Genomic DNA, 25,543 nt, shown 5'->3' on the forward strand with positions numbered 1-25,543 from the left:
TGGAAAAAGCCTGATGGCGCTTCGCTTATCAGGCCTACGCAGCTTATTAATATTGCGAAACTTGTAGGCCGGGTGAGGCGTAGCCGCCACCCGGCATAAACGTGAATCTGTACTTTTTCAGGCTGACATCCTCATAAACGTTTATTCAAACGTCCCTTTTACGCAGGCTTTCTTCTCTCTGGCCACGGCTTTTCCCTTCGCCCAAAGGTGATTAACCTCCAACGCATCATTAAGCACCAGAATGTCCGCATCGCATCCCACCGCCAGGCGACCCTTATGTTCGAGCCCCAAAAATTCTGCGACCGTACGCGTCAGCGGACAGAGCGCCTGTTCCAGCGGTATGGCATGAACTTTCACCAACTGGCGCACCGTTTCAGCCAGTGATTCAAACCCCGCGACACCGATACCGATGAGATTACCTAACTCATCAAATTCCGGCTGGCTGCCGTTGCCATCCGAGCTAAGCGTAATGCGCGACAGTGGCACGTTCTGCCGCAGCGCCGTGGCGATAGCCGTGGCGGGGTCGACGGGCTCATCAATGCTGCTGGTAATGTCGATATAACCGCCTTTACGGGCATACTCCAGCGCCGCCTGGAACAACGGTTCCGCACGGTTAACGTGTGTCGGCAACAGTTTAGTAATCGGCACATCGCAGCAGTTGAGGATCTGGTACAACGGTTCCAGCATGCGCGGGCTATCGCCCATATGGAATACACTGATCCCCGGTTTGCGTCCTAACAATCCACCGACGCGCGACTGCGCTGCCATGTTTGCCAGCACCGAGGTATCTGGGGCTGAGGAACGATGGTCCGAAATCGCACATTTTACGCCAATGATTTTATCGATCAGCGCCACGTCACGATCGATGCTGCCGGTGATCGTCGGGGAAGGCAGAGAATACGCCCCAGTAAGCATCCATGCGCTGATGCCTTCAAACTCCAGCGCGCGGGTTTTTGCCAGCAGCGATTCCGGATGACGGGTAATGCCATCGGTACCCAGCAAACCCACCACCGAAGTTACACCAGCTTCAACCAGGCGTGACAAGCGCACTTCCGGCGTGCGGGTATGCGGCCCTGCTTCCCCGCCGCCGCCAATCAGATGGACGTGTTGATCGATAAATCCTGGGCACACAATCGCGCCGTCAAGATTGATACACTCGCAACCGGGAAAGTCTTCAGGAGAAATTGACGGGGCGATGGCAACAATTTTACTGCCGGAGACCAGTATATCCTGTCGCCCTAAATCTTCCGGTGCGTACACGTGTCCCTGCTGGAACAACGTCAAATTAAGAATTGAACAGTTCATAACCTTCCTTGTCAGGCAATTACCTGCATAACCCAAATAGAGAGCAGCGCATTAATGACGCATACCGCAATAATCAGCGGGTAGTAACGGGGATGGACCCCCGCAGTTCCCAGGCAGCGTCCCACATTTTGCACCGGATTGCCCATCAGGTAGATTGCCGGTAGCAATACAGTCGCATCATGTCCCGAAAGCGTACCAGCAACAACCAGACTGGCACAAACGCCGACGCCGCCTCCCATACTCATCACCGCCGCCAGCAGCACGGTGGCAGATTCCCCCGGTAGCCCCCACAACGCCATCACCGGTTCGCACACCCGCCCGACAATCTCGAGCAATCCCGTCACCTTCAGCGCCTGAATAATCACAAACGCCATCACCACGTTAGGTAACAGGCTGGTTGTAGCAATTGTAAACCCGCGCCGCGCGCCATCGATAAACATATCCATGACGTTTTTACGTACCTGCGTTGTCACCTCATACCTCCTGCTGCAGACGGCGATTTTCCAGCTGCGCAATCCACAAACGCAGCAGGTTCGCTCCCACAAATTTGAAGACAAGGATCACCGCCAGCGGCGTAATCACCGGAACGGTAACCACCGTAAACAGCGCAGCGCCAGAGGAAAAATAGTTGGTAATACACGCGCTGCCGCTGGTTTGCCAGCAGGCAAAAATGGCACGCTCCTGTTCAGTAATAATGCCCTCTTCCGCCATCTCTTTGGTCATCCCGGCCGCGGCATCGGTATTTTGCAAATTCGCAATTAGCGCCAGCGAACAAACTCCCGGAATACCGAGTAACGGGCGCAGGACCGGCGTCATCAGCTGTTGTGCCGCACGTAACCCCCCCAATCCTTCGGTGACGGAAATAATCCCGAGTGAAAGAATGACGGAAGGTGCCAGTTCAAGCGCGAATAAGAAGCCGTCTTTGGCTCCCATCCCTCCAGAGCCGCGAAAAGAGACCGCCGTATCGCCTGCGGCATTAATCTGCCCAAACGCGCCGTTGAGGACGGTGAAGTCAAAGACCCGCCACCATTCGGTACTTTTCGCAAACATGCCGGAAAAAAGGATAATCGTAATAAAAAAAGCGAGATAACCGCCCCATCCCACCTTTTGCTGCGTGTGTGTGTTGTGACCCATTTTGTTCTCCTGTTGGTCTTATTCCTTGCGTGACAGAAAGACATCACGCAGGTCAAGTTAAAGACAAATGCGGAGAAAAACGACAGCAGAAGAGATTATTCAGAAAGTGTGGATAGAGGTCAGACAAGTTCGGATCCGGCGACATGATATCGCCGGATCTTGCAGATTAGGGTTCGTCAACGACCTGACCATCCGGCCAGGCGTGCATTACCGCTTTGATTAACGTCGCCAGAGGGATCGCAAAGAATACGCCCCAGAATCCCCACAGACCGCCGAAAATCACCACGGAGAGAATAATCACCAGTGGATGCAGATTGACCGCCTCGGAGAACAGCACGGGAACCAGCAGATTGCCGTCCAGCGCCTGGATAATCAGGTACACGGCAAAACAGCTCCAGAACTCGGTGCCAAGCCCGAACTGAAACAGCGCCACGCCAACTACCGGAATCGTCACCACAAAAGCGCCGATATACGGGATCAGCACAGAGAACCCTACCAGCACCGCCAGCAGCAGCGAATAGTTGAGACCAAACAGCAGGAAGCCGAGCCAGGTCGCCACGCCGACCACCACCATTTCCAGCACCTTTCCGCGGATATAGTTGGTGATTTGCTGGTTCATCTCTTTCCACACCTGCCCCGCCAGCCCACGATTACGCGGCAGCACCCGGCGCACGGCGTTCAGCATCTGTCCTTTATCTTTGATCAGGAAGAACACCATCAACGGGACGAGAACCAGATAGACCGCCAGGGTCAGCAATCCAACCAGTGAGGCTAACGAATATTTCACCACCGAATCGCCCATGGTGAGCATTCGCGAGCGCATATTTTCCGCCATCGCATCAATGATGCCCGCATCCATCAGCGCCGGATAACGCCGCGGCAAGGTGGCAGCAAAATCAGACAATTTATTAAGCATGCCGGGCATGTCGCGGATCAGATAGATCCCCTGCTGCCATGCAACGGGCATCACCACAAACGCCATCAGCAGCAAAATACCGACAAACACCACCAGCACAATCGATGTCGCCCAACGCCGTGAACACCCAATATGTTCCAGCCGCACAGTCGGCCATTCAAGCAGGTACGCCAGCACTATGGCGACCAGTAGCGGCGCCAGAAGACCGCTAAAAAAGAACAGGATGCCAAAACCGGCAACAAGAATAATCAGCAGGGCGATGGCTTCGGGGTCGCTAAAGCGGCGGCGATACCATTGCATCAACATTTCGAGCATAAAACCCTTCCATGAACCCAATAGCGGGATTGCGATCCCGAATTGTATCGAAATGTCACAAAAAAGACTTCGCTTTTTATGGCTGATTACGCAAAGTGAAAAGACATTTTTCCTGGGTGTTCATCGTCAGGTTTCGCAGTTACACTCCGTAAGCTTGCGGAGTGTGAACGATACTTCACAGCATTGGTCAAATGGCTATCTCAAAAAAGAATACAGGACAGAGGTTATGTTCAGGCAGTTGAAAAAAAACCTGGTTGCTACCCTCATTGCCGCACTGACTATCGGTCAGGTTGCGCCCGCATTTGCTGATACTGCGGACACCCTGCCTGATATGGGAACGTCGGCAGGCAGTACGCTTTCCATAGGACAGGAAATGCAGATGGGCGATTATTACGTACGCCAACTGCGCGGCAGTGCGCCATTAATTAATGATCCATTGCTCACCCAATACATTAATGCGCTGGGGATGCGTCTGGTCTCGCACGCCGACTCGGTAAAAACACCCTTCACATTCTTTTTGATCAACAACGATGAAATCAACGCCTTTGCTTTCTTTGGCGGCAACGTTGTCTTGCACTCCGCATTGTTCCGCTATTCCGACAACGAAAGCCAGTTAGCATCGGTCATGGCGCACGAAATCTCCCACGTCACTCAGCGCCACCTGGCTCGTGCAATGGAAGATCAGAAACGCAGTGCGCCGCTAACATGGGTAGGTGCGTTAGGTTCAATTTTATTAGCGATGGCTAGCCCGCAGGCGGGTATGGCGGCGCTGACCGGTACGCTGGCGGGAACACGTCAGGGGATGATTAGCTTTACGCAACAAAACGAACAGGAAGCAGATCGCATCGGTATTCAGGTGCTGCAACGCTCGGGATTCGATCCCCAGGCCATGCCGACGTTCCTCGAAAAACTGCTCGATCAGGCCCGTTACTCTTCGCGTCCGCCGGAAATTTTGCTGACTCACCCCCTGCCTGAAAGCCGCCTGTCGGATGCCCGTAACCGCGCCAACCAGATGCGTCCGGTGGTCGTCCAGTCGTCAGAAGATTTTTATCTGGCTAAGGCACGAACCTTGGGCATGTACAACTCTGGTCGTAACCAGTTGACCGATGACCTGCTGAGTAACTGGTCGAAAGGCAACGTACGTGAGCAACGTGCGGCGCAATATGGTCGGGCATTGCAGGCGATGGAAGCCAGCAAATATGACGAGGCGCGTAAAGCGCTGCAACCGCTGCTGGCAGCAGACGCGAACAATGCCTGGTATCTCGACCTGGCAACGGATATCGATCTCGGCCAGAAGAAAACCAGTGATGCCATTAACCGCCTGAAAAACGCCCGTGACCTGCGTAACAATCCGGTACTGCAGCTTAACCTGGCGAATGCGTATCTACAGGGCGGGCAAGCCAAAGAGGCGGCAACCATCCTGAATCGCTATACGTTTAACCATAAGGACGACCCTAACGGCTGGGATCTGTTAGCGCAAACGGAAGCCAACCTGAATAACCGCGATCAGGAGCTGGCGGCGCGGGCGGAGGGGTATGCCCTCGCTGGACGTCTGGATCAGGCGATTTCGATGCTCAGCAGCGCAAGCTCTCAGGTGAAACTGGGTAGCCAGCAGCAGGCCAGATACGATGCTCGTATCGACCAGCTACGCCAGCTGCAAGAACGCTTTAAACCCTACACGAAGATGTAATTATCGAACCCTTGCCGGATGGCGGCGCTGTAGCGTCTTATCCGGCCTACGTCAGACACGATATGTAGGCCGGATAAGGTCTTTTGGCCGCCATCCGGCAGTATTGTTATGCAAGGAGAAGTCATGTCAGACGCGATTAAAATCTACCATAACCCACGCTGCTCCAAGAGCCGTGAAACGCTGGAATTACTGAAGTCCAATGGCGTGGACCCGGAAGTGATGCTGTATCTGGAAACCCCGGCTGACGCCGCGACCCTGCGTGAACTTCTGCAGATGCTGGGTATGTCCAGCGCGCGTGAGCTGATGCGCCAGAAAGAGGATCTCTATAAATCGCTTAACCTGGCGGACAAAAATCTGAGTGAAGATGCGCTGATTCAGGCAATGGTGGAAAACCCAAAACTGATGGAGCGCCCGATCGTAGTTGCCAAAGGTCAGGCTCGAATTGGACGCCCGCCGGAGCAGGTACTGGAAATCGTCGGTTAACCGAAACCTGCCGCAGTCATTTGGCTGCGGCGCTTACAGCTTCAGAATTTCTTTTACGAACGGAATGGTCAGCTTACGCTGGGCGGTGATCGATGCGTGATCAAGCTGATCCAACGTCATAAACAGCGTACGCATTTCCCGATCCAGACGCTTAAGCAGAAAGCGGCCCACATCTTCCGGCAGTTCAAATCCGCGAAGTCTGGCGCGTAATTGCAACGCCTGCAGCTTATCTTCATCGGAAAGTGGTTGCAGCTTGTAGATTTGCCCCCAGTCCAGACGCGAAGCGAGATCCGGCAATCCCAGATTCAACTGTCTTGGTGGACGATCGCCGGTGATCAGCAGGCGTGTTTTCCCCGACTCCAGGATACGGTTGTAGAGATCAAAGATCGCCATTTCCCACAGTGAATCACCGGCCACACATTCGATGTTATCGATGCATACCAGCGATAAATGCTCCATCCCGTCGAGCACCTCGGGGACGAACCAGGTGCGTTTGTCGAGCGGCACGTAGCCTACCGCATCGCCGCGCGCGGACAGTTCCGCACAGGCTGCATGCAGCAAATGACTACGGCCAGCGCCTTCACGCGACCAGAGATAAATATACCCGCTATGTTCCTGACGCAGCACGTTTTGCAGTGCAGCCAGTAAAGAGGAGTTATCCCCCGGCCAGAAACTTGCGAAAGTTTCGTCGTCAGGAAGATAAAGTGGCAAAGAGAGCTGTGCCGGTGTGTTCAGAGATACCTCAACCCAGGATTTCATAAAATCGCGTTGAGTTTAACACAGAAATGCGTCGCGATAGAACCGGGCAGCATCGCCGCCCGGTCAAAGGTTTACTGTTGCTCAGTGTCGGCATCTTTGGCGTCGAGCACCACTTCTTCTGGACGCAGCAGGCTGATAACTTTGAAAATCAGACTCAGACAGACACCCACAATGGTCGCCAGCGCCATGCCTTTCAGCTCAGCAGCACCGATGTGAACTTTCGCGCCGCTGACGCCGATGATCAAAATGACCGAGGTCAAGATCAGGTTCTGTGCTTTGTTGTAGTCAACTTTTGACTCGATCAGCACGCGAATACCGGAAGCGCCAATCACGCCGTACAACAGCAGAGACACACCGCCCATGACCGGCAGTGGAATAATTTGGATCGCCGCAGCCAGTTTACCCACGCAGGAGAGCAGAATGGCGAAAATCGCCGCACCGCCAATAACCCAGGTACTGTAAACGCGGGTAATCGCCATGACGCCGATGTTTTCGCCGTACGTGGTGTTCGGCGTAGAACCGAAGAAGCCGGAGATCACCGTCGACAGGCCGTTAGCAAACATAGAACGATGCAGGCCAGGATCGCGAATCAAATCTTTTTTCACGATATTCGCCGTTACCACCAGGTGGCCGACGTGTTCAGCAATAACCACCAGCGCCGCAGGCAGAATGGTCAGAATAGCGACCCATTCAAAGCGCGGCGTATAGAACGTCGGCAGAGCAAACCAGTGAGCCTGCGCTATCGGCGTGGTGTCCACGACGCCCATCACGAAGGAGAGCGCGTACCCGGCCAGCACCCCAATCAAAATCGGGATAATCGCCATAAAGCCACGGAACAGCACGGAACCAAATACCGTCACAGCCAGCGTCACCATTGAGATGATGATGGTTGTTGAGTCTGGCGCTTGTCCTTCCGCAGGCAGCAATCCCGCCATACCCGCAGCGACACCCGCCAGCTCCAGACCGATAACGGCAACGATTGCGCCCATCGCCGCAGGCGGGAACATTACATCCAGCCAGCCAGTACCGGCTTTCTTAACGATGAACGAAACCAGGCAGAACAGGATGCCACACATAATGAAACCGCCCAGCGCCACTTCATACCCTAGCGGCAGCAGCAGCAGAACCGGGGAAATGAACGCAAAGCTTGAACCGAGGTAAGCCGGAATTTTACCTTTACAAATAAAGAGATACAGTAAAGTACCAATACCGTTAAACAGCAGAACGGTAGCTGGGTTGATATGAAACAGGACTGGCACCAGTACCGTTGCGCCAAACATGGCGAACAGGTGCTGTAAACTAAGCGGGATTGTCTGTAAAAGCGGCGGTCTTTCACTCACCCCGATAGCACGGCGCGTCATAGTGTTTTCCTCTGAGTGTTGTTTGTTATTAGCGATTGGGTTGTTTTATTCAAAAAAAAGCCGACTCTTAAAGTCGGCTTCTTTTCACTTATTCGTTTACTTGGTACCAAAAATCTTATCGCCGGCATCGCCGAGCCCCGGAATAATGTATCCGTGCTCGTTCAGTCCCTGATCGATGGAGGCAGTGTACAGCTCAACATCCGGGTGCGCTTTTTCCAGCGCCGCGATACCTTCCGGCGCAGCAACCAGCACCAGGACTTTAATGCTGCTGCAGCCTGCTTTTTTCAGCAGGTCGATGGTAGCGATAACGGAACCGCCGGTTGCCAGCATCGGGTCAACGATCAGCGCCATACGCTCATCAATGTTAGAAACCAGCTTCTGGAAGTACGGAACCGGCTCCAGCGTCTCTTCATTACGGTACATACCGACCACGCTGATACGCGCGCTCGGAACGTTTTCCAGAACGCCTTCCATCATGCCCAGGCCCGCACGCAGGATTGGCACAACGGTGATTTTTTTACCTTTGATTTGGTCAACTTCAACCGGACCGTTCCAGCCTTCAATGGTCACCTTTTCGGTTTCCAGACCGGCGGTTGCTTCATAAGTCAGCAGGCTGCCAACTTCCGAGGCGAGTTCACGAAAGCGTTTAGTGCTGATGTCGTTTTCACGCATCAGTCCCAGCTTGTGTTTGACGAGTGGGTGTTTGACTTCCACGATCTTCATACTCTTCTCCTTTCCTCAGACGAGTGGCAACCACAAAAAAAATCGCCGGATTATACCGCTTTTCGTCTCTGGCGCAACACTGCATACGCTTGATATGGATCAACCAAAATCGTTTGCGTCTGGATGATGAGTATAAAACAACCCCCACAATAAGTGCGGGGGTTGTTATCAATGCTATGAATTTTATAGATTTTCAGCATTACTCTGGATGACGTTTTGATACCATGAAAAAGATTTCTTCGGCGAGCGTGCTAATGTCCCACTCCCGTCATTATTTTTATCAACATAGATAAAGCCGTAGCGTTTTTTCATCTCCCCCGTCCCGGCCGAGACTAAATCAATACAGCCCCACGGGGTATAGCCCATCAGATCCACGCCATCTTCCACCACCGCTTTTTTCATTTCGCGGATATGCGCGGCCATATAGTCAATACGATAGGAATCATCCACCGAACCGTCGGCCTGCTGCACGTCAATCGCCCCAAAGCCGTTTTCTACAATAAACAGCGGCAACTGATAATGATCCCAGAACCAGTTCAGCGAATAGCGCAGACCGACGGGATCAATCTGCCAGCCCCAGTCCGACTTCTGCACGTACGGGTTAGAAACCAGGCTTTTCGACTCGTCGTAATCCAGCTGTGGGTTGTCCGCCGTTGCCTGGGTCGCGAAAGACATATAATAGCTAAAGCCGATGTAATCAACGCAGCCCTCGGTCAGCGCCTGACGGTCTTCCTCGGTGATATCCAGTTCAAAGCCAAGACGGGCAAAGTAATTGAGAAGATGCTGCGGGTATTTGCCGCGCACATGGACGTCAGTAAACCAGTAACGCCGGTGCATAGCATTCATCGCCATCATCATGTCGTTCGGCGCACAGGTCAGCGGATAAATTGGGCACATCGCAATCATGCAGCCAATTTGCAGCGCCGGGTTAATTTCACGCGCGACCTTCACCGACAGCGCGCTTGCCACCAGCTCGTAGTGCGCAGCCTGAAACATGACCGGCTCGCGGTCTTCACCAGGCAGATATTTCAGGCCAGAGTTAGTAAAGGGCGCGAAGTCTTCGTGATAATTTGCCTGATTGTTAATCTCATTAAACGTCATCCAGTACTTCACTTTGTGCTGGTAACGAGTGAAAACCACCCGGGCAAAACGGACAAAAAAGTCGATAAGCTTACGGTTGCGCCAGCCGCCATATTCCGTCACCAGATGGTAGGGCATCTCGAAGTGCGACAACGTAATCACCGGTTCAATGCCATATTTCAGACATTCGTCGAACAGATCATCATAGAACTGCAGGCCAGCTTCATTAGGTTGCGCTTCGTCACCTAAAGGGAAAATCCGCGTCCAGGCAATAGAAGTGCGAAAACATTTAAACCCCATTTCGGCAAACAGCTTGATGTCGTCTTTATAGCGATGATAAAAATCGATGGCATCGTGGTTAGGGTAGTTTTTACCGGCAATCACACCGTCAGTGATTTCACGCGCCACACCATGCACCCCCGCCGTCATGACATCGGCAACGCTAATTCCTTTACCGCCCTCCTGCCAGCCACCTTCCAGTTGATGAGCGGCGACAGCGCCACCCCACATGAAATCTGCTTTAAATCCTGACATCCCCTTCCCCTATCGTGATGACTCTGCGCAAAACGCTCCAAATGAGGCCCGCAACAAAAAACAGAAACCGGTTTCAGTACGATACTGTGCATTCGGCTGGTAGGTTTCAAGCACAAGGCTGTACCCGGTTTCATTTTCGTGGCGCAGTTCAAACAAATAGATAAATGATTGTAAAATGCTGAAAAAACCAGCAGATAAAACTTGATGCAGAGCAGGCTCGCAAACGTTTGCTTTCCCTGTTAGAATTGCGCCGAATTTAACTTTTACTGCAAGTAAACATGTGGGGAAGCAGGCTGTGACCGATAAAACCTCTCTTAGCTACAAAGATGCCGGTGTTGATATTGATGCAGGTAATGCTCTGGTTGATCGAATCAAAGGCGTAGTAAAGAAAACGCGTCGTCCGGAAGTTATGGGTGGTCTGGGTGGCTTCGGTGCGCTGTGCGCATTGCCGCAAAAATATCGTGAACCGGTACTGGTTTCCGGCACTGATGGCGTTGGTACAAAACTGCGTCTGGCGATGGATCTGAAACGCCACGACACTATCGGCATTGACCTCGTCGCAATGTGCGTCAACGACCTCGTGGTTCAGGGCGCTGAGCCGCTGTTCTTCCTCGACTACTATGCAACCGGCAAACTGGATGTGGACACCGCAGCCAGCGTCATTAACGGGATTGCCGAAGGCTGCCTGCAGTCTGGCTGTGCGCTGGTCGGTGGGGAAACAGCTGAAATGCCGGGGATGTACCACGGCGAAGATTACGACGTGGCAGGTTTCTGTGTTGGCGTCGTCGAAAAATCAGAGATTATCGACGGTTCTAAAGTGGCTGACGGCGACGTACTGATTGCGCTCGGCTCCAGCGGTCCGCACTCCAACGGTTACTCTCTGGTGCGTAAAATCGTTGAAGTCAGCGGTTGTGACCCGGAAACCACCGAGCTTGAAGGTAAATCGCTGGCCGACCACTTGCTGGCTCCGACCCGCATTTACGTAAAATCCATTCTGGAACTGATCGAGAAGGTTGATGTGCACGCCATTGCCCACCTGACCGGCGGCGGCTTCTGGGAAAATATTCCACGCGTTCTGCCAGACAACACGCAGGCCGTGATCGACGAGTCTTCCTGGCAGTGGCCAGCCGTCTTCAACTGGCTGCAAACGGCGGGTAACGTCAGCCAGCATGAGATGTATCGCACCTTTAACTGCGGCGTAGGTATGGTTATCGCCCTGCCAGCTCCGGAAGTGGACAAAGCCCTGGCTTTGCTCAATGAGAAAGGTGAAAACGCATGGAAAATCGGTATCATCAAAGCTTCTGATTCCGAACAGCGTGTGGTCATTGAATGAAAAACATTGTGGTGCTCATTTCCGGTAACGGAAGCAATTTGCAGGCGATAATAGACGCCTGTGAACAGAAAAAAATCAATGGCACCATACGTGCAGTATTCAGTAACAAGGCCGATGCGTTCGGCCTTGAGCGCGCACGCGAAGCGAATATTCCGGCACACTCGCTGGAAGCCGCCCAGTTTGCCAGTCGCGAAGCCTTCGACCGCCAACTGATGCAAGAAATTGACGCCTGGGCGCCGGATGTAGTGGTGCTGGCCGGTTATATGCGCATCCTCAGCCCGGCGTTTGTCGCGCACTATTCTGAACGATTGCTGAATATCCACCCGTCTTTATTGCCAAAGTATCCCGGCCTGCATACGCACCGCCAGGTACTGGAAAACGGCGATGAAGAGCATGGTACCTCCGTCCACTTCGTCACTGATGAACTGGACGGCGGACCGGTTATTCTCCAGGCCAAGGTTCCGGTATTTGAAGGCGACAGCGAAGATGATGTCACGGCGCGGGTTCAGGCTCAGGAACATACCATTTACCCACTGGTGGTAAGCTGGTTTATTGATGGTCGCCTGAAAATGCGTGATAACGCCGCATGGCTGGATGGCATCCGCCTACCGCCACAAGGCTACGCCGCCGACGAATAATAAAATTCAACCTGTAAGCCGCATGTCACCATCCGGCTTACAGGCATAACTACCTTTTCCGGTTAATACCACCGGTATTCATCTACGCTCCCCCTTTCTCTTTGCTATCAGACGGTTTATTGTCATATTTTTCTGGCACAGTTGGACATCTGAGAGCAATGCTCGCCATAATAAATCGGTAGTGTCCCGTGAATGAAACGGAGTAAAAGTGGTAATGGGTCAGGAAAAGCTATACATCGAGAAAGAACTCAGTTGGTTAGCGTTCAACGAACGCGTACTCCAGGAAGCTGCTGATAAGTCAAACCCGTTGATCGAACGGATGCGTTTCTTAGGCATCTATTCCAATAACCTCGACGAGTTTTATAAGGTTCGTTTTGCCGAACTGAAGCGCCGAATCATTATTAGCGAAGAACAGGGTTCAAACTCTCACTCCCGCCATCTGTTAGGCAAAATCCAGGCCCGCGTATTAAAAGCCGATCAGGAATTTGACGGTCTGTACAACGAGTTGCTGCTGGAGATGGCGCGCAATCAGATTTTCTTAATCAATGAACGCCAGCTATCGGCCAATCAGCAGAGCTGGTTGCGTCATTACTTCAAGCAATATCTTCGCCAGCACATCACGCCGATCCTGATTAACCGCGAGACGGATTTAGTCCAGTTTTTGAAAGATGACTACACATATCTGGCGGTAGAGATTATCCGCGGCGATACAATCCGCTACGCGCTGCTGGAAATCCCTTCTGACAAGGTTCCCCGTTTTGTGAATCTGCCGCCGGAAACTCCGCGTCGTCGCAAGCCGATGATCCTGTTGGACAACATTTTACGTTATTGCCTTGACGATATTTTCAAAGGGTTCTTTGATTACGACGCACTTAACGCCTATTCGATGAAAATGACCCGTGACGCCGAATACGATTTGGTGCACGAGATGGAATCGAGCCTGATGGAGCTGATGTCCTCCAGCCTGAAACAGCGTCTGACCGCAGAGCCTGTGCGTTTCGTCTATCAGCGCGACATGCCCAATGCGTTGGTCGAGGTGCTACGTGAAAAACTGACGATTTCTCGCTACGACTCGATTGTTCCCGGCGGCCGTTACCATAACTTCAAAGACTTTATTAACTTCCCCAACGTTGGCAAAGCCAACCTGGTGAATAAGCCGCTGCCGCGTCTGCGCCACATCTGGTTCGACAATGAGAAATTCCGTAACGGATTTGATGCAATCCGCGAGCGCGATGTGCTGCTGTATTACCCGTACCACACCTTTGAGCACGTTCTTGAACTGTTGCGCCAGGCGTCTTTCGACCCGAGCGTACTGGCAATAAAGATCAACATCTACCGTGTGGCGAAAGACTCGCGCATCATCGACGCGATGATCCATGCCGCGCATAACAGTAAAAAAGTCACCGTGGTAGTGGAATTACAGGCGCGCTTTGATGAAGAAGCCAACATTCATTGGGCCAAGCGTCTGACCGAAGCGGGCGTTCACGTCATCTTCTCCGCGCCGGGTCTGAAAATTCACGCCAAACTGTTCCTTATCTCGCGTAAAGAAGGTGATGAAGTCGTGCGCTATGCGCATATCGGGACGGGCAACTTCAACGAAAAAACGGCGCGCCTGTACACCGACTACTCGTTGCTTACCGCTGATTCACGCATCACCAACGAGGTTCGTCGGGTGTTCAACTTCATCGAAAACCCGTATCGTCCGGTGACGTTCGATTATCTGCTGGTTTCTCCGCAGAACTCACGCCGTCTGCTGTACGCGATGATCGACAAAGAAATCGCCAATGCGCAGCAAGGCCAGCCTTCCGGTATCACGCTAAAACTGAACAACCTGGTCGATAAAGGCCTGGTTGATCGTCTCTATGCGGCCTCAAGCTCAGGCGTACCGGTTAATTTGTTGATTCGCGGTATGTGCTCTCTGATCCCGAACCTGGAAGGCATTAGCGACAATATTCGTGTTATCAGCATCGTTGATCGCTACCTTGAACACGACCGGGTTTATATTTTCGAAAACGGTGGCGATAAGCAGGTATACCTCTCCTCTGCAGACTGGATGACCCGCAATATCGACTATCGTATCGAGGTCGCCACTCCGCTGCTGGACCCGCGCCTTAAGCAGCGCGTGCTGGATATTATCGATATCCTGTTCAGCGACACGGTGAAGGCTCGCTTCATCGATAAAGAACTCAGTAATCGCTACGTACCACGCGGAAACCGCCGTAAAGTTCAGTCACAATTGGCGATTTACGACTACATCAAATCACTCGAGCAACCTGACTAACGCTATGCCAATACACGACAAGACTCCACGACCGCAGGAATTTGCTGCGGTCGACCTTGGTTCAAACAGTTTCCATATGGTCATTGCCCGCGTGGTTGATGGCGCAATGCAGATTATCGGGCGGCTGAAACAGCGCGTTCATCTGGCGGATGGTCTCGGCGAAGATAACAAGCTGAGCGAAGAGGCAATGGAACGCGGATTAAGCTGCCTGTCGCTGTTCGCCGAACGCCTGCAGGGCTTTCCCCCGTCAAGCGTATGCATCGTGGGAACCCATACTTTGCGTCAGGCGCTGAATGCGACCGATTTTCTCAAGCGAGCGGAAAAAGTCATCCCCTACCCGATTGAGATTATCTCCGGTAACGAAGAAGCCCGACTGATTTTTATGGGCGTGGAGCATACTCAGCCGGAAAAAGGCCGCAAGCTGGTTATCGATATCGGCGGTGGCTCAACAGAACTGGTGATCGGCGAAGATTTCGAACCCAAGCTGGTCGAAAGCCGCCGTATGGGCTGCGTCAGTTTTGCCCAGATGTATTTCCCGGGCGGTGTTATCAGCCGGGAAAACTTCCAGCGTGCCCGCATGGCGGCAGCGCAAAAGCTTGAAACCTTAACGTGGCAGTTTCGCATTCAGGGCTGGAACGTCGCAATGGGCGCGTCAGGCACGATTAAAGCGGCACACGAAGTGCTGCTGGAGATGGGTGAAAAAGACGGTTTTATCACCCCCGAACGCCTGGACAAACTGACATCTGAAGTGCTGAAGCATGCGTCATTTGATGCGCTCAGCTTGCCGGGATTGTCAGAAGAACGAAAAGCAGTGTTTGTACCCGGACTCGCGATTCTGTGCGGCGTTTTTGACGCGTTGGCTATCCGCGAACTTCGCCTTTCTGATGGCGCACTACGCGAAGGCGTACTGTACGAGATGGAAGGACGTTTTCGCCACCAGGACGTTCGCAGCCGTACCGCCAGCAGTCTGGCGAACCAGTACAACATTGACAGTGAACAGGCCCGGCGCGTACTGGAAACAACGATGCAAATGTACGACCAGTGGCATACGCAACAGCCCAAACTGGCCAATCCTCAACTGGAAGCATTACTGCGCTGGGCAGCGATGCTGCATGAGGTTGGGCTGAACATCAACCACAGCGGCTTACATCGCCACTCTGCTTATATCTTACAAAACAGCGATTTACCGGGGTTTAATCAGGAGCAACAACTGATGATGGCAACATTAGTTCGTTATCATCGCAAAGCGGTGAAACTGGATGATTTGCCCCGCTTTACACTGTTCAAGAAAAAACAGTTTCTGCCATTAATTCAACTGTTACGCCTCGGCGTGCTGCTGAATAATCAGCGTCAGGCGACCACCACGCCGCCAACCCTGACTCTGATAACCGACGACAACCACTGGACCTTACGTTTCCCGCATGACTGGTTTAGCCAAAATGCGCTGGTGCTGCTCGATCTGGAAAAAGAGCAGCAATACTGGGAGGGCGTAACCGGCTGGCGTCTCAAAATTGAAGAAGAAACCTCACCCGATATCGCCGCATAAACTCAGAACAGGTGCCAGCGCGTCTGGTGCCTGTTCTTCCAGCGTTTCATGCAATGGCTGTGGTTTGCCAATCAAGTACCCCTGCATGTAGTCAATCCCCAGCGAAATTACCGCACTGCGTATTTCTTCACTTTCGACGTACTCCGCAACCACCAGCATTCTTTTCATCCGAGCCAGATGGCAAATAGAGGCCACGATCTGGTAGTCGAGGCTATTCGAAACGATACTGCGAATAAAGCTGCCATCAATTTTCAGGATATCGGCACTCACATTCTTCAGCCGCGCATAGCTGGCGTAACCCGTACCAAAATCATCAATCGCAATCTGACAGCCCAGTGATTGCAGCTGCAGTAACGTTTCCTGTGCCTGTTCCGCATTGGTTAAGGCGTTGCTTTCCGTGACTTCAAAAATCAACTGCCACGCTTCAACCTTATACTTAACCAGTAGCTGCTTGATGTCATGCGGAAGTCGGGCGCGACATATCGACGTGGGTGACAAGTTAATGGCAAACCGACGGGCGGGCATTTTTTCCCGATTCTGTGCCATAAACTTCAGCGTATTTTCAATCACCCACATATCGATGCTGGACGACAAGCCAAACTCATGTGCGATCGGCAAGAAGCAATCAGGCGGGATGGTTTCACCGTCATCTCCCTCAAGGCGCAGCAGGATTTCATGATAAACGTCGCCGCGTACGCCAAAAATCGGCTGCGCCATCAGGAAAAAACGATTGTGCTCCAGCGCCAGCTGTAGACGATTCATCATCGCAACCTTATCTTTCAGGTCACGTTGCAAGTGCATGACGCCTCGGCGCTGCAAGTTCTCTGGTGAATTGGTCGCCAGAGAAAGCTCGGCAATGGTGCTTAACTCTCCCAGTAACAGATAGATATGGTTAACAGGAGAACGGACACAGCAAAAACTGATCCCCACCTGCGGCTGTAAAAGCATGCCATCCCAAATAAAACGGAACTGCTTGATATGCCTATCCAGGGCTTCAATGCGCTCCTGATACGACTCAGTGTTAAAACGCAAAACTAAGTCATTACCCGATAACTGATAGACATGCTCATCCTGTGCCAACAGTGGCGTTATCCACTGTGAGAGTTTTTGCTTGTACTGGATACGCAGCATAATGCCGTAATTTTTTACCAGTAGCTCCATGCCCGGAACACGCAAAAAGCAGAGCACTGACCATGGCGTTTTTTTCAAATCCCGGTTCAATGCGCGCAAATTTGGCAGATGCACCATCGGATCAAAGAATGCCAGACGATGGTTGCGCCGGGTAACAAAGCGTTGGCGCGTTGCCAGTACGGCAATGAAGTTCACGATGAAGGAGAAAACAAGATAACTCGATGAGGTAATGGCAAGCTGGGTATCGTAGCCAGAATACCAGGGCATATAGCGCTGGTAATAATGAATTGCGGTAATAAGTACGACAGACCATATCAGCGAAATAAATCTGTAACCGTAACGCATTGCTCCCCAGAGCATGACAGGTAGCAACAACGACAGAGTATAATTTGTGCTGAATATTGAGCTTTGTTCATTTAACGGCATACACAGCAATGCCATAAGTACAGCCAATATAATCAGCCAGACCGCAACCTCAGTTTTGGTAACTTTGGTATCAAACTGCTGCTTTAATTGAGAAAAATAGCCTCTGACATGCAAAGGGTTGCGGATCGTGCGAATAATAAAGTAGCACAAAGGAACCCCAATCAGATTCCCGACCAGCATAGCCTGATAGTTGATCAACGTGCCAGTATTAAAGGGCATAACCCCCACCATGCCGGATTTACTCTCATAAACGCCCACAAATGCGGCAAACTGGAAGAGGATCAGAAACAGCGTCGCTGGGCAGAAGACCTGCCAAAACATGCGCTGAAACATCAGGTGGGAGTTACCGTGAGATACGTTGTTCCGCCGGGGTGCAAATACTTTATACCCTCCCCAACTCAGCACTATCGTTACAATAAAGTGCGAAATTATTGAGAGCGTTTCAAATAACCCAACCTGCGGATATTTGTAGCAGATAATGGAAATGATAATTCCCGGCAATGCCGCCCAGCCAAAAAATAGCATCAGGCTAATCATCAACGCCAAAGGCATGTAGAAAAGAATTACGGTCCCAGTACTAATATGGGCATAGGTATTGGCAGTGCTCAATATAGGCAACAGCAAAGATGGTATGATGAGAGGTAACGCCCACCATCTATCTCTCATACAAATATAATTTTTATTGAGTTTCATAGATGCTCAGTAGAATCCCGCACATCCTGCAGGGGGTATTCAGACAGGCATCCCACCTGACTCTAAAATGATGAAGTTAAATACATTACTATGTCTCATCAATTTTAGTTATCAGTAAAGGGTGACGTTTGATATATATCAAAAAAAAAGCCCCTCATTAATCAATTATTACTATTTTCATCGTTTCTTATCGTTAATTCATTATTAATGCAAATAATAATATTAATTTTCATAACATATGAGGATAAAACAACTGAAGCAATTTTACATAACGAAAAATTGACCATTGCCTCACAGTATGCCTTAATGTGAGTATCGCCCTCAGTTGGGTACACTACAAGGAACCTTTTGTGAGCCAGGTTACCAGCCTACGCAAACGACACCGATTTAATAGTCGCATGATCCGGATCATACTGCTTATCAGCTTTCTCTTCTTCTTCGGACGCTTCGTCTACTCCGCTATAGGTGCGTGGCACCACCACCAGAACAAAAAAGACTCTCAGCAGATCACCCAGCCGCAACAGGCATCTCCTGCTCAAACCGACGCGCGCTGATCGCTCGCGCCTGTAATATCTCAGCATTAAGATTCCTTACCGGATGGCTAATCGCCTGACATTTAACCATCCGGTAAGGGATTTGAGTGATGAAACAATACGCTGCCTTACCCACCACACGCACGGAGTTATCCGATGACAGACCGTGTTTTTCGCACAAATTCACAATCTTTTAATCTCACTTCACTGCACCATTCGCGCTCATTTTTACGTTCCGATTTACTGGGTATAAAAAGACACACTGTGTTCAAATAGACGCCAATTAATATCACCAGAAAATATCACAGGTGAAAGCATTAATATTATGTATGAAATTAAATGCTTATTTGAATCATTACCATTTTAAATTCTACAGGGTAATACCATGAGTGGTTTTTCATTATTTCCGAAAATAAGCAGCGGTCTTGAATGGATCGCTGGACACAGCGATGCGGTTATTCAATTCGGCTGGAATATCGTTGCCGCCGTAATTTTACTGTTTGTCGGTAAATTTGTCTCTCGCCTGATCTCCAGTGGTCTGGAAAAATTACTTTTAAAACGTAAAGTTGACCGAACCATTATCCAGTTCTTCACCGCGCTGGTACGTTACATTACCCTCGCCTTTGCCGTTGTTGCCGCATTGGGTCGCGTCGGTATCGAAACATCCTCCATTATTGCCGTCATTGGTGCCGCCGGGTTGGCCATTGGACTCGCGCTACAAGGATCGCTTTCCAACTTTGCCGCTGGCGTACTATTGGTCTCCCTGCGTCCATTCCGCGCCGGAGAAGTGGTACAAATTGGGGCAGTCACCGGAACGGTGGAAAAGGTGCATATTTTCTCCACCACCCTGCTCACCGCCGACAGCAAAGAAGTGGTCATTCCAAACGGTAAGATCATCGCTGACAATATCATTAACTATTCCCGCCACCCTTTCCGCCGTATCGATCTGGTGATTGGCGTCGGCTATCAGAGCCGGATAGCTGACGTTAAGCGCGTGATTAACCATATTATCGATCAGGATACCCGCATCGATAAGCAACGTGGGGTAACCGTTCGTCTGGGCGAACTGGGCGCTTCAGCATTGAATTTTTACGTCCGCGTATGGGTGCCCAACATCGAATACTGGAATACCTATTACGATTTGCTGGAAAACATTAAAGAAGCCCTGGACGCCAACCATATCTCCCTGCCGTATCCGCAGATGGATATTCGCGTTGAGAACGTAGCCCCCCAATCTCAACCCCAGCTACAGTTGGTTGATTAATTCACAGCGCTTCGGTATGAGCGCAATAAAAAACCCTCTATAAAAAGAGGGTTTTTTTACATATTACCGGTTCAGAAACCGCTAACAGAAAGGGCTATTATTCCCACTCAATTATTTACGGGTAACATAACTAATTGACTGATAACAACTTTTAAAGCAATGATATTTTCCATACCGTTTTATATACCGTCACCGGAAATCAGTACCATGAAAAATGCCATGTCACCGGGTCAACGAATCGTACTGCTTTTCACAGACTCTTCCGGCTTCGGCGACCCGGTCAGCGTACTCTGCCAGTTGTCGGTTTCGCTCGAGAGATTTGCTGAGCACGTCGGCAAGCAAAACGCCGGTATCTGCGGCTGACGTCCCAGCGCCGACAGTGGCGTTATACTGCCTGAGCTGCTCACGGATGGCAACGAGCTGTTGCTGCAGCCTGCCAGCGCGAGCGGCAGCATCAAGAGCATCATTGCGCGCCCGGTCGAGTGCACGCTGCGCTTCACGTTCATTGGTCGCTTTCTCCTGTTCGTCGTGCTGACGAGCTTTATCATCTTCGGCTTTACGGTCTGCTTTTGCCTGCGCATACCCAGCTTTGTACTGCGTTTCACCATGGTTAACCCAGGCTAAACGCCCGCCGACGACCAGCGCAGCAAGCATCGCCACTATAAGCAACTGTTTCCAGTATGCTTTGACGAATGCCCAGATCATAACAGCGCCTTACGGGCAGCACCGTAACGCGACCGCCGGTCGTCGATACCGTTCTGGCCACCGTTAATGATCTGCGTGACGCGAACCAGATCGCCTGTGTACTTCATGCAACCTTTGGTGGCGAAGAACCACGCCGCACTACGGGCCGCGTATTCATCCTGTGCCAGCAGTTCAGGCTGCGCTACCAGATCAACCTTCAGACCGTTACCGCAATCCCGGTAGTTGTTCAGACCTGTGATCTGGATAAGCCCATGCCCTCGGTAGTTCCACCCATCACCAGGACCGTTGTTGCCCATGCGTTTGCTGTACACCAGATTGGCGATCGCGCGCTGGCGTTCCAGAGGAAGGGATTTCTCATATGTTTTGCGGCCAAGCGCATTAGCCTGGTCTGGAGTGATACGCCCGGAACGGATGAAACCTGACAACCCTGATACGCTGTAGTTGAAGTTTTCCTGTAACCGGGTAAATCCTCCGGACTCATGCCCGACCTGTGCGATAAACATCGCCTGGTCATCTGGTTTAGTGATACCAAATTCATTCATGGCGGCGGTGATATGTGGGTACCAGCGCGCTGCCAGTTGCTCAGTGATACCGGCTGCCCGCCGGAACTGGTTAATGTCCATGTTGAGACCTCGATATTTTGAATATCTGCACGACGTTACCGCGCGTCTTCAGTACGGCGGCAAGCATGACAGCATTGATGATGACCTCTGATAAATCAGCGACCATTGGCGTGTGATACCAGATTGCATATGCGGCGCGGACGGGGATGCTGGCTGATGCCACGATAAGGAAGTAGGCTATCCATCCGCCCAACCTGCGGTGTTGAGATCCATTACGCCGGAAGGTTCCGACACGGATTGCTATCGCAGAACAGATAACCGCATTGGCAATGAGTAAAAGCAGCTCATGAGTTGTCATCGTCTTTTCTCCCCGGGATTAAATCGCGTGGATTGTCGGAGCGGTGATAGAGCCAGATACCAATACGTACTGCGACGATTGCCGACACGAACGCGCCAGCAGAGAAGACGATCCCTTTCTCGAATGAATCCTGCGTGATAGTTGGGATCAGGCTGGCTACGCCGATAAGGATTGATGCAGTTGGTTTGTAGAAGAGAAGCCCGCATAGGAAGCTGAGCATCGACAGGAGAACCCGGCGGCGAATTGGATACTCAACGGCAGAGGTAATAAATATTACCGCGCCAGATAAAGCACCAAGCGCCACTTCTGGAGGGACCCCGGCGATAACCGCAGCCAAGGAACCCATGCTAAGCCACTGATTTAAAGACTCACTGGTTAGCTGAGCTGACATATCAACCACCGTTTACTGTGCATAAAATCCCCCTTAGTTGGTGAGCTCATCATACACAATAAACCATATATGGTTGCAATCAACCTTCATTGCACTTGGAAAAATTACCTTAAAGGTGATAAAATTAAATAATCCATGAAAAAACATAAAATATACAATAGGTAGTTTTAATATGAATAAAGATATATCTATAGGTTTAAATGTCACAAGGATAGTGGCTTGTTTTTTTGTGATATTACTTCACACATCCGCCATGGGATTATATAAAACAAATGATTCCTGGGGGCAATTAAATATAATTGACTCAATGACAAGGGTTTGTGTACCATTATTTATAATGTTAAGTGGCGCACTTCTCATTAGAGAAAAACCAGATTCAAAAACAAAGATTGCCAAAAGAATAATAATTATAATGTCGTGTTTGTTCTTTTGGTCTATTGTGTACATATGGAGAGACAAAAACGCTACACTTAGTTTAGGTATGCTATTTGATTCAATTGGAGGCATCCTTTCTGGACCTGTTAAATATCATTTGTGGTATCTGTATTTTATAGTTGGAGCATATGTGGCAATACCTTTCTTATCCAAGGCTTATCACAACTCATCACTAAAAAGCTCTGTTTCTTATTTGTTTATATGGTTTATCTTGTGCACATTCATGACATTCAAGAACATGATTGGGGTTTACAATAACTACGTGCAAACATTCAATCTTTCATATCTTGCTGATGTGATGGGATACTTGATTCTTGGCAGGCTGATTTTTGACTTCGTATGCAAAAATGAATCAAAAATAAAGTCATTACCTTTTATAGTTGCGTTCTTTTTATCAGTTGCAGCAACATCATTATTTGTTTACTTTATGTCAATAAAGTCTGAAAACATAGACCAAAGCCTTTATTCATATACTTCACCATTTGTTATTATTGGTGCATCTTCAATTTTTATTTTATTTTTAAAAAATGGTAATATCTTATCAAGATTTGATGGTCAAATATCTAAAGTAAGCCAATTGACTCTTGGTGTATATTGTATGCACCTATTGTTTGTGGACTATTTCTATACAATGTTTATATATTGGTGGGGGTATAAAATGAATTCAATTTACGTTTTATTATCTTCAGTGGCAACATTTGTCATCTGTATGTTAGTTTCATTTATAATAAAGAAAACAAAAATTCTATCGTTTGCTGTATAGCTTAAGTATCATTGCATTATAGGCACCGCCAGATTATTTATTTCTGGCGGCGCATACATTAATTCAATTTACTCCATAAGTATGCACCTGGAGCACTTTCCACACACATATATACACCATTTGGACCAGTTGATGTATCACGCCACAATGTTCCTAAGTACTTTTCTTTTGCTACAGGCAATGTCCCGGAGTTTGCTCTAATCAATGGGAGCGCGCCACCACCTTCGTTGTAAGTTTCGAATGATCCAGATTTGTCTTTGTAAGCTCTGAATCCAGAGTTACCTAGAGAGCCAAATGAAAAAGGGGTTATCCCATATCTCGGGTTTCTCCATGTGATGTATCTATCTCCATCATCCTTTGAACCACTCCCATAATCTACTCCAGCCACTACGATACTGTTTGGATAATTTGCTGATGACCTTGGAATGCTTGGCGAGTAGTTCGGTACCTCGATATCCTCTCCTCTTTGAGAAACCTGTATATTAATAGTGCATGCTACAACGTCTCTTACATGTACATCAACAGGTCCGAAATTTGCCTCTGAGTATCCTATGTTGAAAATTGATTGATTGGCATAATCAGCATTAAAACCATATCTTGCATTGTAGCTACAATCAATCCCCTCAATAATGTTTCCTTGTATATCAAAATCATTATCCATTGGTGGAACTGATCCATCTGTTATTTTTGTAAATAGAATTCCGTCCCACCCAGTACTTGAATCTGTTGGTTTCACGCCATAGGCTGGAGAACCATTCCAGCTTGCCGTCCCACCATATACTTGAACTGAATTTGCCCCGTTAGTGAATCTTATGCCATTAAACCCATTAAATTCAAACCTGCAATTCCTGAACTGACTACCATATGGATAATGGACAAGTTCAGTTGTAATAGATGCCCATAAATCCATCCCAAATTCCTTGAACTTAAACCAGTTGCAGTTTTCAGCATCAAGAGTTCTGCCAACACGCAAACCGGTACCTGTATACCCATTAACAGGATCCCATGATTCAGGTTCAAAGGTGATGTTTTTATAAGAGCTTTTTGTTATTTCATTGCGAACTGCTTGCTTTGCAGAGAACCCACCAAAGAAAACTATTTTTGTTTTAGAACCATCACCATAATATTCTCCAGTTGAACCGCCTTCAATATTATGCCCATTGGTAACAAACTCATCATTCATATAATAAACGCCAGAAAAAAGCACATATTTCTGGTGCTCCAGTACCGATTTAATGGCTGACGGGTCGTTTGTCTTTGTACCATCTGCTCCGTACATTTCAGGTGTATACCGACCGTTTACCTGTCTAACCCACCGTCCTGTAGCTACCCCTGTCACGGCAATGACTGCCCCGCCATCGTCAGGATCGTTAGATGCGGAATTCCATTGGAATATACCGCCACCTTTATTGCTTCCATGTCTATATGAGTCAACTAATATGAACTGACCATTACTATCAGCAACAATAGTTCTTAGTTTGGATATTGATTCACATTTCCCTATATATTTGAACCCATTATTTTTATTTAATTCTATAAACACATCGGATGCTGTTCCTGATTCAGGTAAAATCATAATTGGATTTCCTGAATCATTCATTGCAACTATTTTGTTTTTACGATCCTCCACTGATGGTAATTCAGGTATAGCATCTGGTGTTCGAAGGGTTCTGCTAAGATTTGAACCTGAAACACTATCTACATAATTTTTGGTGGCGGCATCCTGAAGGTCCCTGGGATCGCGCAAATTACGGATGTAGTTGTTCATCGCATCATAATAATTAGCCACAAACGACGGCTTACGTAGAGCCAGTCTTAACCGACTGCGCACCTGCTGAATCAGCATAGTCAGTTTATCAAAAGCATCCTCATGCACTTCTGCGAAGAACTTACCCTGATTTCGAAGATCTGTTTCCTGTGTAACTGGAAGCTCACGTGAAATTGAGATTTGGTATCCACTTGTCAGTGGCGTTGACAGTATTACATTCCCTCCTGTGTACCCTCCCACACCAGTAACGGCGTAATCAGTATCAAGGACTAATTCTGTGATGTTCTCGCTCAGGTCTGCAACCTGCACAACCAGATCAGACTTATTAAAAATTCGGAAGGTATAAGGGAAAGAAGTTGTGACCCCATTCCCCGTGTAGTCGTTATGGTCAACTTCGGTTGAGACCGTCATGTAA

At 49.7% G+C, this 25,543-nt stretch carries 23 protein-coding genes; 9 read left to right on the forward strand and 14 right to left on the reverse strand.

The window, feature by feature from the left end; translation table 11 throughout:
* Positions 1-141: 141 nt before the first annotated feature.
* The 4 genes from iadA to E6P06_RS20590 all read right to left on the reverse strand — a co-directional run bounded on the left by iadA (position 142) and on the right by E6P06_RS20590 (position 3,670).
* A complete protein-coding gene (gene iadA / locus E6P06_RS20575) occupies positions 142-1,305 on the reverse strand; it encodes a beta-aspartyl-peptidase (RefSeq protein WP_139935649.1) in 1,164 nt (387 codons plus the stop codon).
* Between the two features lie 11 nt (positions 1,306-1,316).
* Positions 1,317-1,778 carry a YjiG family protein gene (locus tag E6P06_RS20580; RefSeq protein ID WP_003037948.1) on the reverse strand — a complete coding sequence of 154 codons (462 nt, stop codon included), beginning with the start codon at positions 1,776-1,778 and terminating at the stop codon, positions 1,317-1,319.
* Position 1,779: 1 nt separating this feature from the next.
* On the reverse strand, positions 1,780-2,439 hold the full coding sequence (locus E6P06_RS20585) for a nucleoside recognition domain-containing protein (protein WP_003847228.1): 660 nt from the start codon (positions 2,437-2,439) through the stop codon (positions 1,780-1,782).
* Positions 2,440-2,605: 166 nt separating this feature from the next.
* On the reverse strand, positions 2,606-3,670 hold the full coding sequence (locus E6P06_RS20590; RefSeq protein WP_003037941.1) for an AI-2E family transporter: 1,065 nt from the start codon (positions 3,668-3,670) through the stop codon (positions 2,606-2,608).
* Between the two features lie 226 nt (positions 3,671-3,896).
* Here E6P06_RS20590 and bepA point away from each other — a divergent pair, with 226 nt between their 5' ends.
* Positions 3,897-5,360, forward strand: coding sequence for a beta-barrel assembly-enhancing protease (bepA, locus tag E6P06_RS20595; RefSeq protein ID WP_003838490.1), 1,464 nt, complete (start codon positions 3,897-3,899; stop codon positions 5,358-5,360).
* A 123-nt stretch (positions 5,361-5,483) separates the two neighbouring features.
* The gene (gene arsC / locus E6P06_RS20600; RefSeq protein ID WP_139935650.1) at positions 5,484-5,843 is read left to right on the forward strand and encodes an arsenate reductase (glutaredoxin); all 360 of its coding nucleotides are present in this window, start codon (positions 5,484-5,486) and stop codon (positions 5,841-5,843) included.
* Between the two features lie 33 nt (positions 5,844-5,876).
* Here arsC and E6P06_RS20605 read toward each other — a convergent pair whose 3' ends face one another.
* From E6P06_RS20605 to E6P06_RS20620, 4 genes are all read right to left on the reverse strand, one after another.
* Positions 5,877-6,578, reverse strand: a complete 702-nt coding sequence (locus E6P06_RS20605; protein WP_211924219.1) for a DnaA inactivator Hda — start codon at positions 6,576-6,578, stop codon at positions 5,877-5,879.
* A gap of 95 nt (positions 6,579-6,673) precedes the next feature.
* Positions 6,674-7,963, reverse strand: a complete 1,290-nt coding sequence (gene uraA, locus E6P06_RS20610) for a uracil permease (RefSeq protein ID WP_003037932.1) — start codon at positions 7,961-7,963, stop codon at positions 6,674-6,676.
* A 96-nt stretch (positions 7,964-8,059) separates the two neighbouring features.
* Positions 8,060-8,686, reverse strand: coding sequence for a uracil phosphoribosyltransferase (gene upp / locus E6P06_RS20615; RefSeq protein ID WP_003037929.1), 627 nt, complete (start codon positions 8,684-8,686; stop codon positions 8,060-8,062).
* A 183-nt stretch (positions 8,687-8,869) separates the two neighbouring features.
* Positions 8,870-10,300: a 6-phospho-beta-glucosidase gene (locus E6P06_RS20620; RefSeq protein ID WP_139935651.1), complete on the reverse strand. Its 1,431-nt coding sequence runs from the start codon at positions 10,298-10,300 to the stop codon at positions 8,870-8,872.
* Between the two features lie 295 nt (positions 10,301-10,595).
* Here E6P06_RS20620 and purM point away from each other — a divergent pair, with 295 nt between their 5' ends.
* The 4 genes from purM to ppx all read left to right on the forward strand — a co-directional run bounded on the left by purM (position 10,596) and on the right by ppx (position 16,098).
* Positions 10,596-11,633 carry a phosphoribosylformylglycinamidine cyclo-ligase gene (gene purM / locus E6P06_RS20625; RefSeq protein ID WP_003838485.1) on the forward strand — a complete coding sequence of 346 codons (1,038 nt, stop codon included), beginning with the start codon at positions 10,596-10,598 and terminating at the stop codon, positions 11,631-11,633.
* On the forward strand, positions 11,630-12,271 hold the full coding sequence (gene purN, locus E6P06_RS20630; RefSeq protein WP_003838482.1) for a phosphoribosylglycinamide formyltransferase: 642 nt from the start codon (positions 11,630-11,632) through the stop codon (positions 12,269-12,271). Before purM ends, purN begins: the two co-directional genes overlap by 4 nt.
* Before the next feature lie 214 nt (positions 12,272-12,485).
* Entirely contained in the window at positions 12,486-14,552 is a 2,067-nt protein-coding gene (gene ppk1, locus E6P06_RS20635) for a polyphosphate kinase 1 (protein ID WP_003037917.1), read from the forward strand.
* 4 nt (positions 14,553-14,556) lie between these two features.
* Positions 14,557-16,098 carry an exopolyphosphatase gene (ppx, locus tag E6P06_RS20640; protein ID WP_003037914.1) on the forward strand — a complete coding sequence of 514 codons (1,542 nt, stop codon included), beginning with the start codon at positions 14,557-14,559 and terminating at the stop codon, positions 16,096-16,098.
* On the opposite strand, the gene E6P06_RS20645 is transcribed toward ppx, so the two are convergent.
* Positions 16,078-18,348: a sensor domain-containing phosphodiesterase gene (locus tag E6P06_RS20645; RefSeq protein WP_139935652.1), complete on the reverse strand. Its 2,271-nt coding sequence runs from the start codon at positions 18,346-18,348 to the stop codon at positions 16,078-16,080. The two genes, ppx and E6P06_RS20645, sit on opposite strands and share 21 nt — an antisense overlap.
* Positions 18,349-18,698: 350 nt before the next feature.
* Here E6P06_RS20645 and E6P06_RS20650 point away from each other — a divergent pair, with 350 nt between their 5' ends.
* Complete coding sequence (locus E6P06_RS20650) at positions 18,699-18,902, forward strand: YfgG family protein (RefSeq protein ID WP_139935653.1); 204 nt, start codon at positions 18,699-18,701, stop codon at positions 18,900-18,902.
* Positions 18,903-19,266: 364 nt separating this feature from the next.
* Positions 19,267-20,145, forward strand: a complete 879-nt coding sequence (gene mscS / locus E6P06_RS20655) for a small-conductance mechanosensitive channel MscS (RefSeq protein WP_003838477.1) — start codon at positions 19,267-19,269, stop codon at positions 20,143-20,145.
* A 222-nt stretch (positions 20,146-20,367) separates the two neighbouring features.
* On the opposite strand, the gene E6P06_RS20660 is transcribed toward mscS, so the two are convergent.
* The 4 genes from E6P06_RS20660 to E6P06_RS20675 are packed head-to-tail and all read right to left on the reverse strand — an operon-like array spanning position 20,368 to position 22,162.
* Positions 20,368-20,850 carry a DUF2514 domain-containing protein gene (locus tag E6P06_RS20660; RefSeq protein ID WP_139935654.1) on the reverse strand — a complete coding sequence of 161 codons (483 nt, stop codon included), beginning with the start codon at positions 20,848-20,850 and terminating at the stop codon, positions 20,368-20,370.
* A complete protein-coding gene (locus E6P06_RS20665) occupies positions 20,847-21,473 on the reverse strand; it encodes a glycoside hydrolase family 19 protein (protein ID WP_139935655.1) in 627 nt (208 codons plus the stop codon). Before E6P06_RS20665 ends, E6P06_RS20660 begins: the two co-directional genes overlap by 4 nt.
* A complete protein-coding gene (locus E6P06_RS20670; protein ID WP_139935656.1) occupies positions 21,463-21,771 on the reverse strand; it encodes a phage holin family protein in 309 nt (102 codons plus the stop codon). Before E6P06_RS20670 ends, E6P06_RS20665 begins: the two co-directional genes overlap by 11 nt.
* Positions 21,758-22,162, reverse strand: a complete 405-nt coding sequence (locus E6P06_RS20675) for a putative holin (protein ID WP_001275998.1) — start codon at positions 22,160-22,162, stop codon at positions 21,758-21,760. Before E6P06_RS20675 ends, E6P06_RS20670 begins: the two co-directional genes overlap by 14 nt.
* 172 nt (positions 22,163-22,334) lie before the next feature.
* On the opposite strand from E6P06_RS20675, the gene E6P06_RS20680 reads away from it, so the two are divergent.
* Positions 22,335-23,360, forward strand: a complete 1,026-nt coding sequence (locus tag E6P06_RS20680) for an acyltransferase (RefSeq protein ID WP_139935657.1) — start codon at positions 22,335-22,337, stop codon at positions 23,358-23,360.
* Between the two features lie 58 nt (positions 23,361-23,418).
* Here the strand turns inward: E6P06_RS20680 and E6P06_RS28070 are convergent, their stop codons facing one another.
* Positions 23,419-25,539, reverse strand: a complete 2,121-nt coding sequence (locus tag E6P06_RS28070) for a phage tail protein (RefSeq protein WP_246862889.1) — start codon at positions 25,537-25,539, stop codon at positions 23,419-23,421.
* Between the last annotated feature and the right edge of the window lie 4 nt (positions 25,540-25,543).

Origin of the sequence: Citrobacter sp. CF971, from assembly GCF_006385635.1 — a bacterium.
Taxonomy (GTDB): Bacteria; Pseudomonadota; Gammaproteobacteria; order Enterobacterales; family Enterobacteriaceae; genus Citrobacter; species Citrobacter freundii.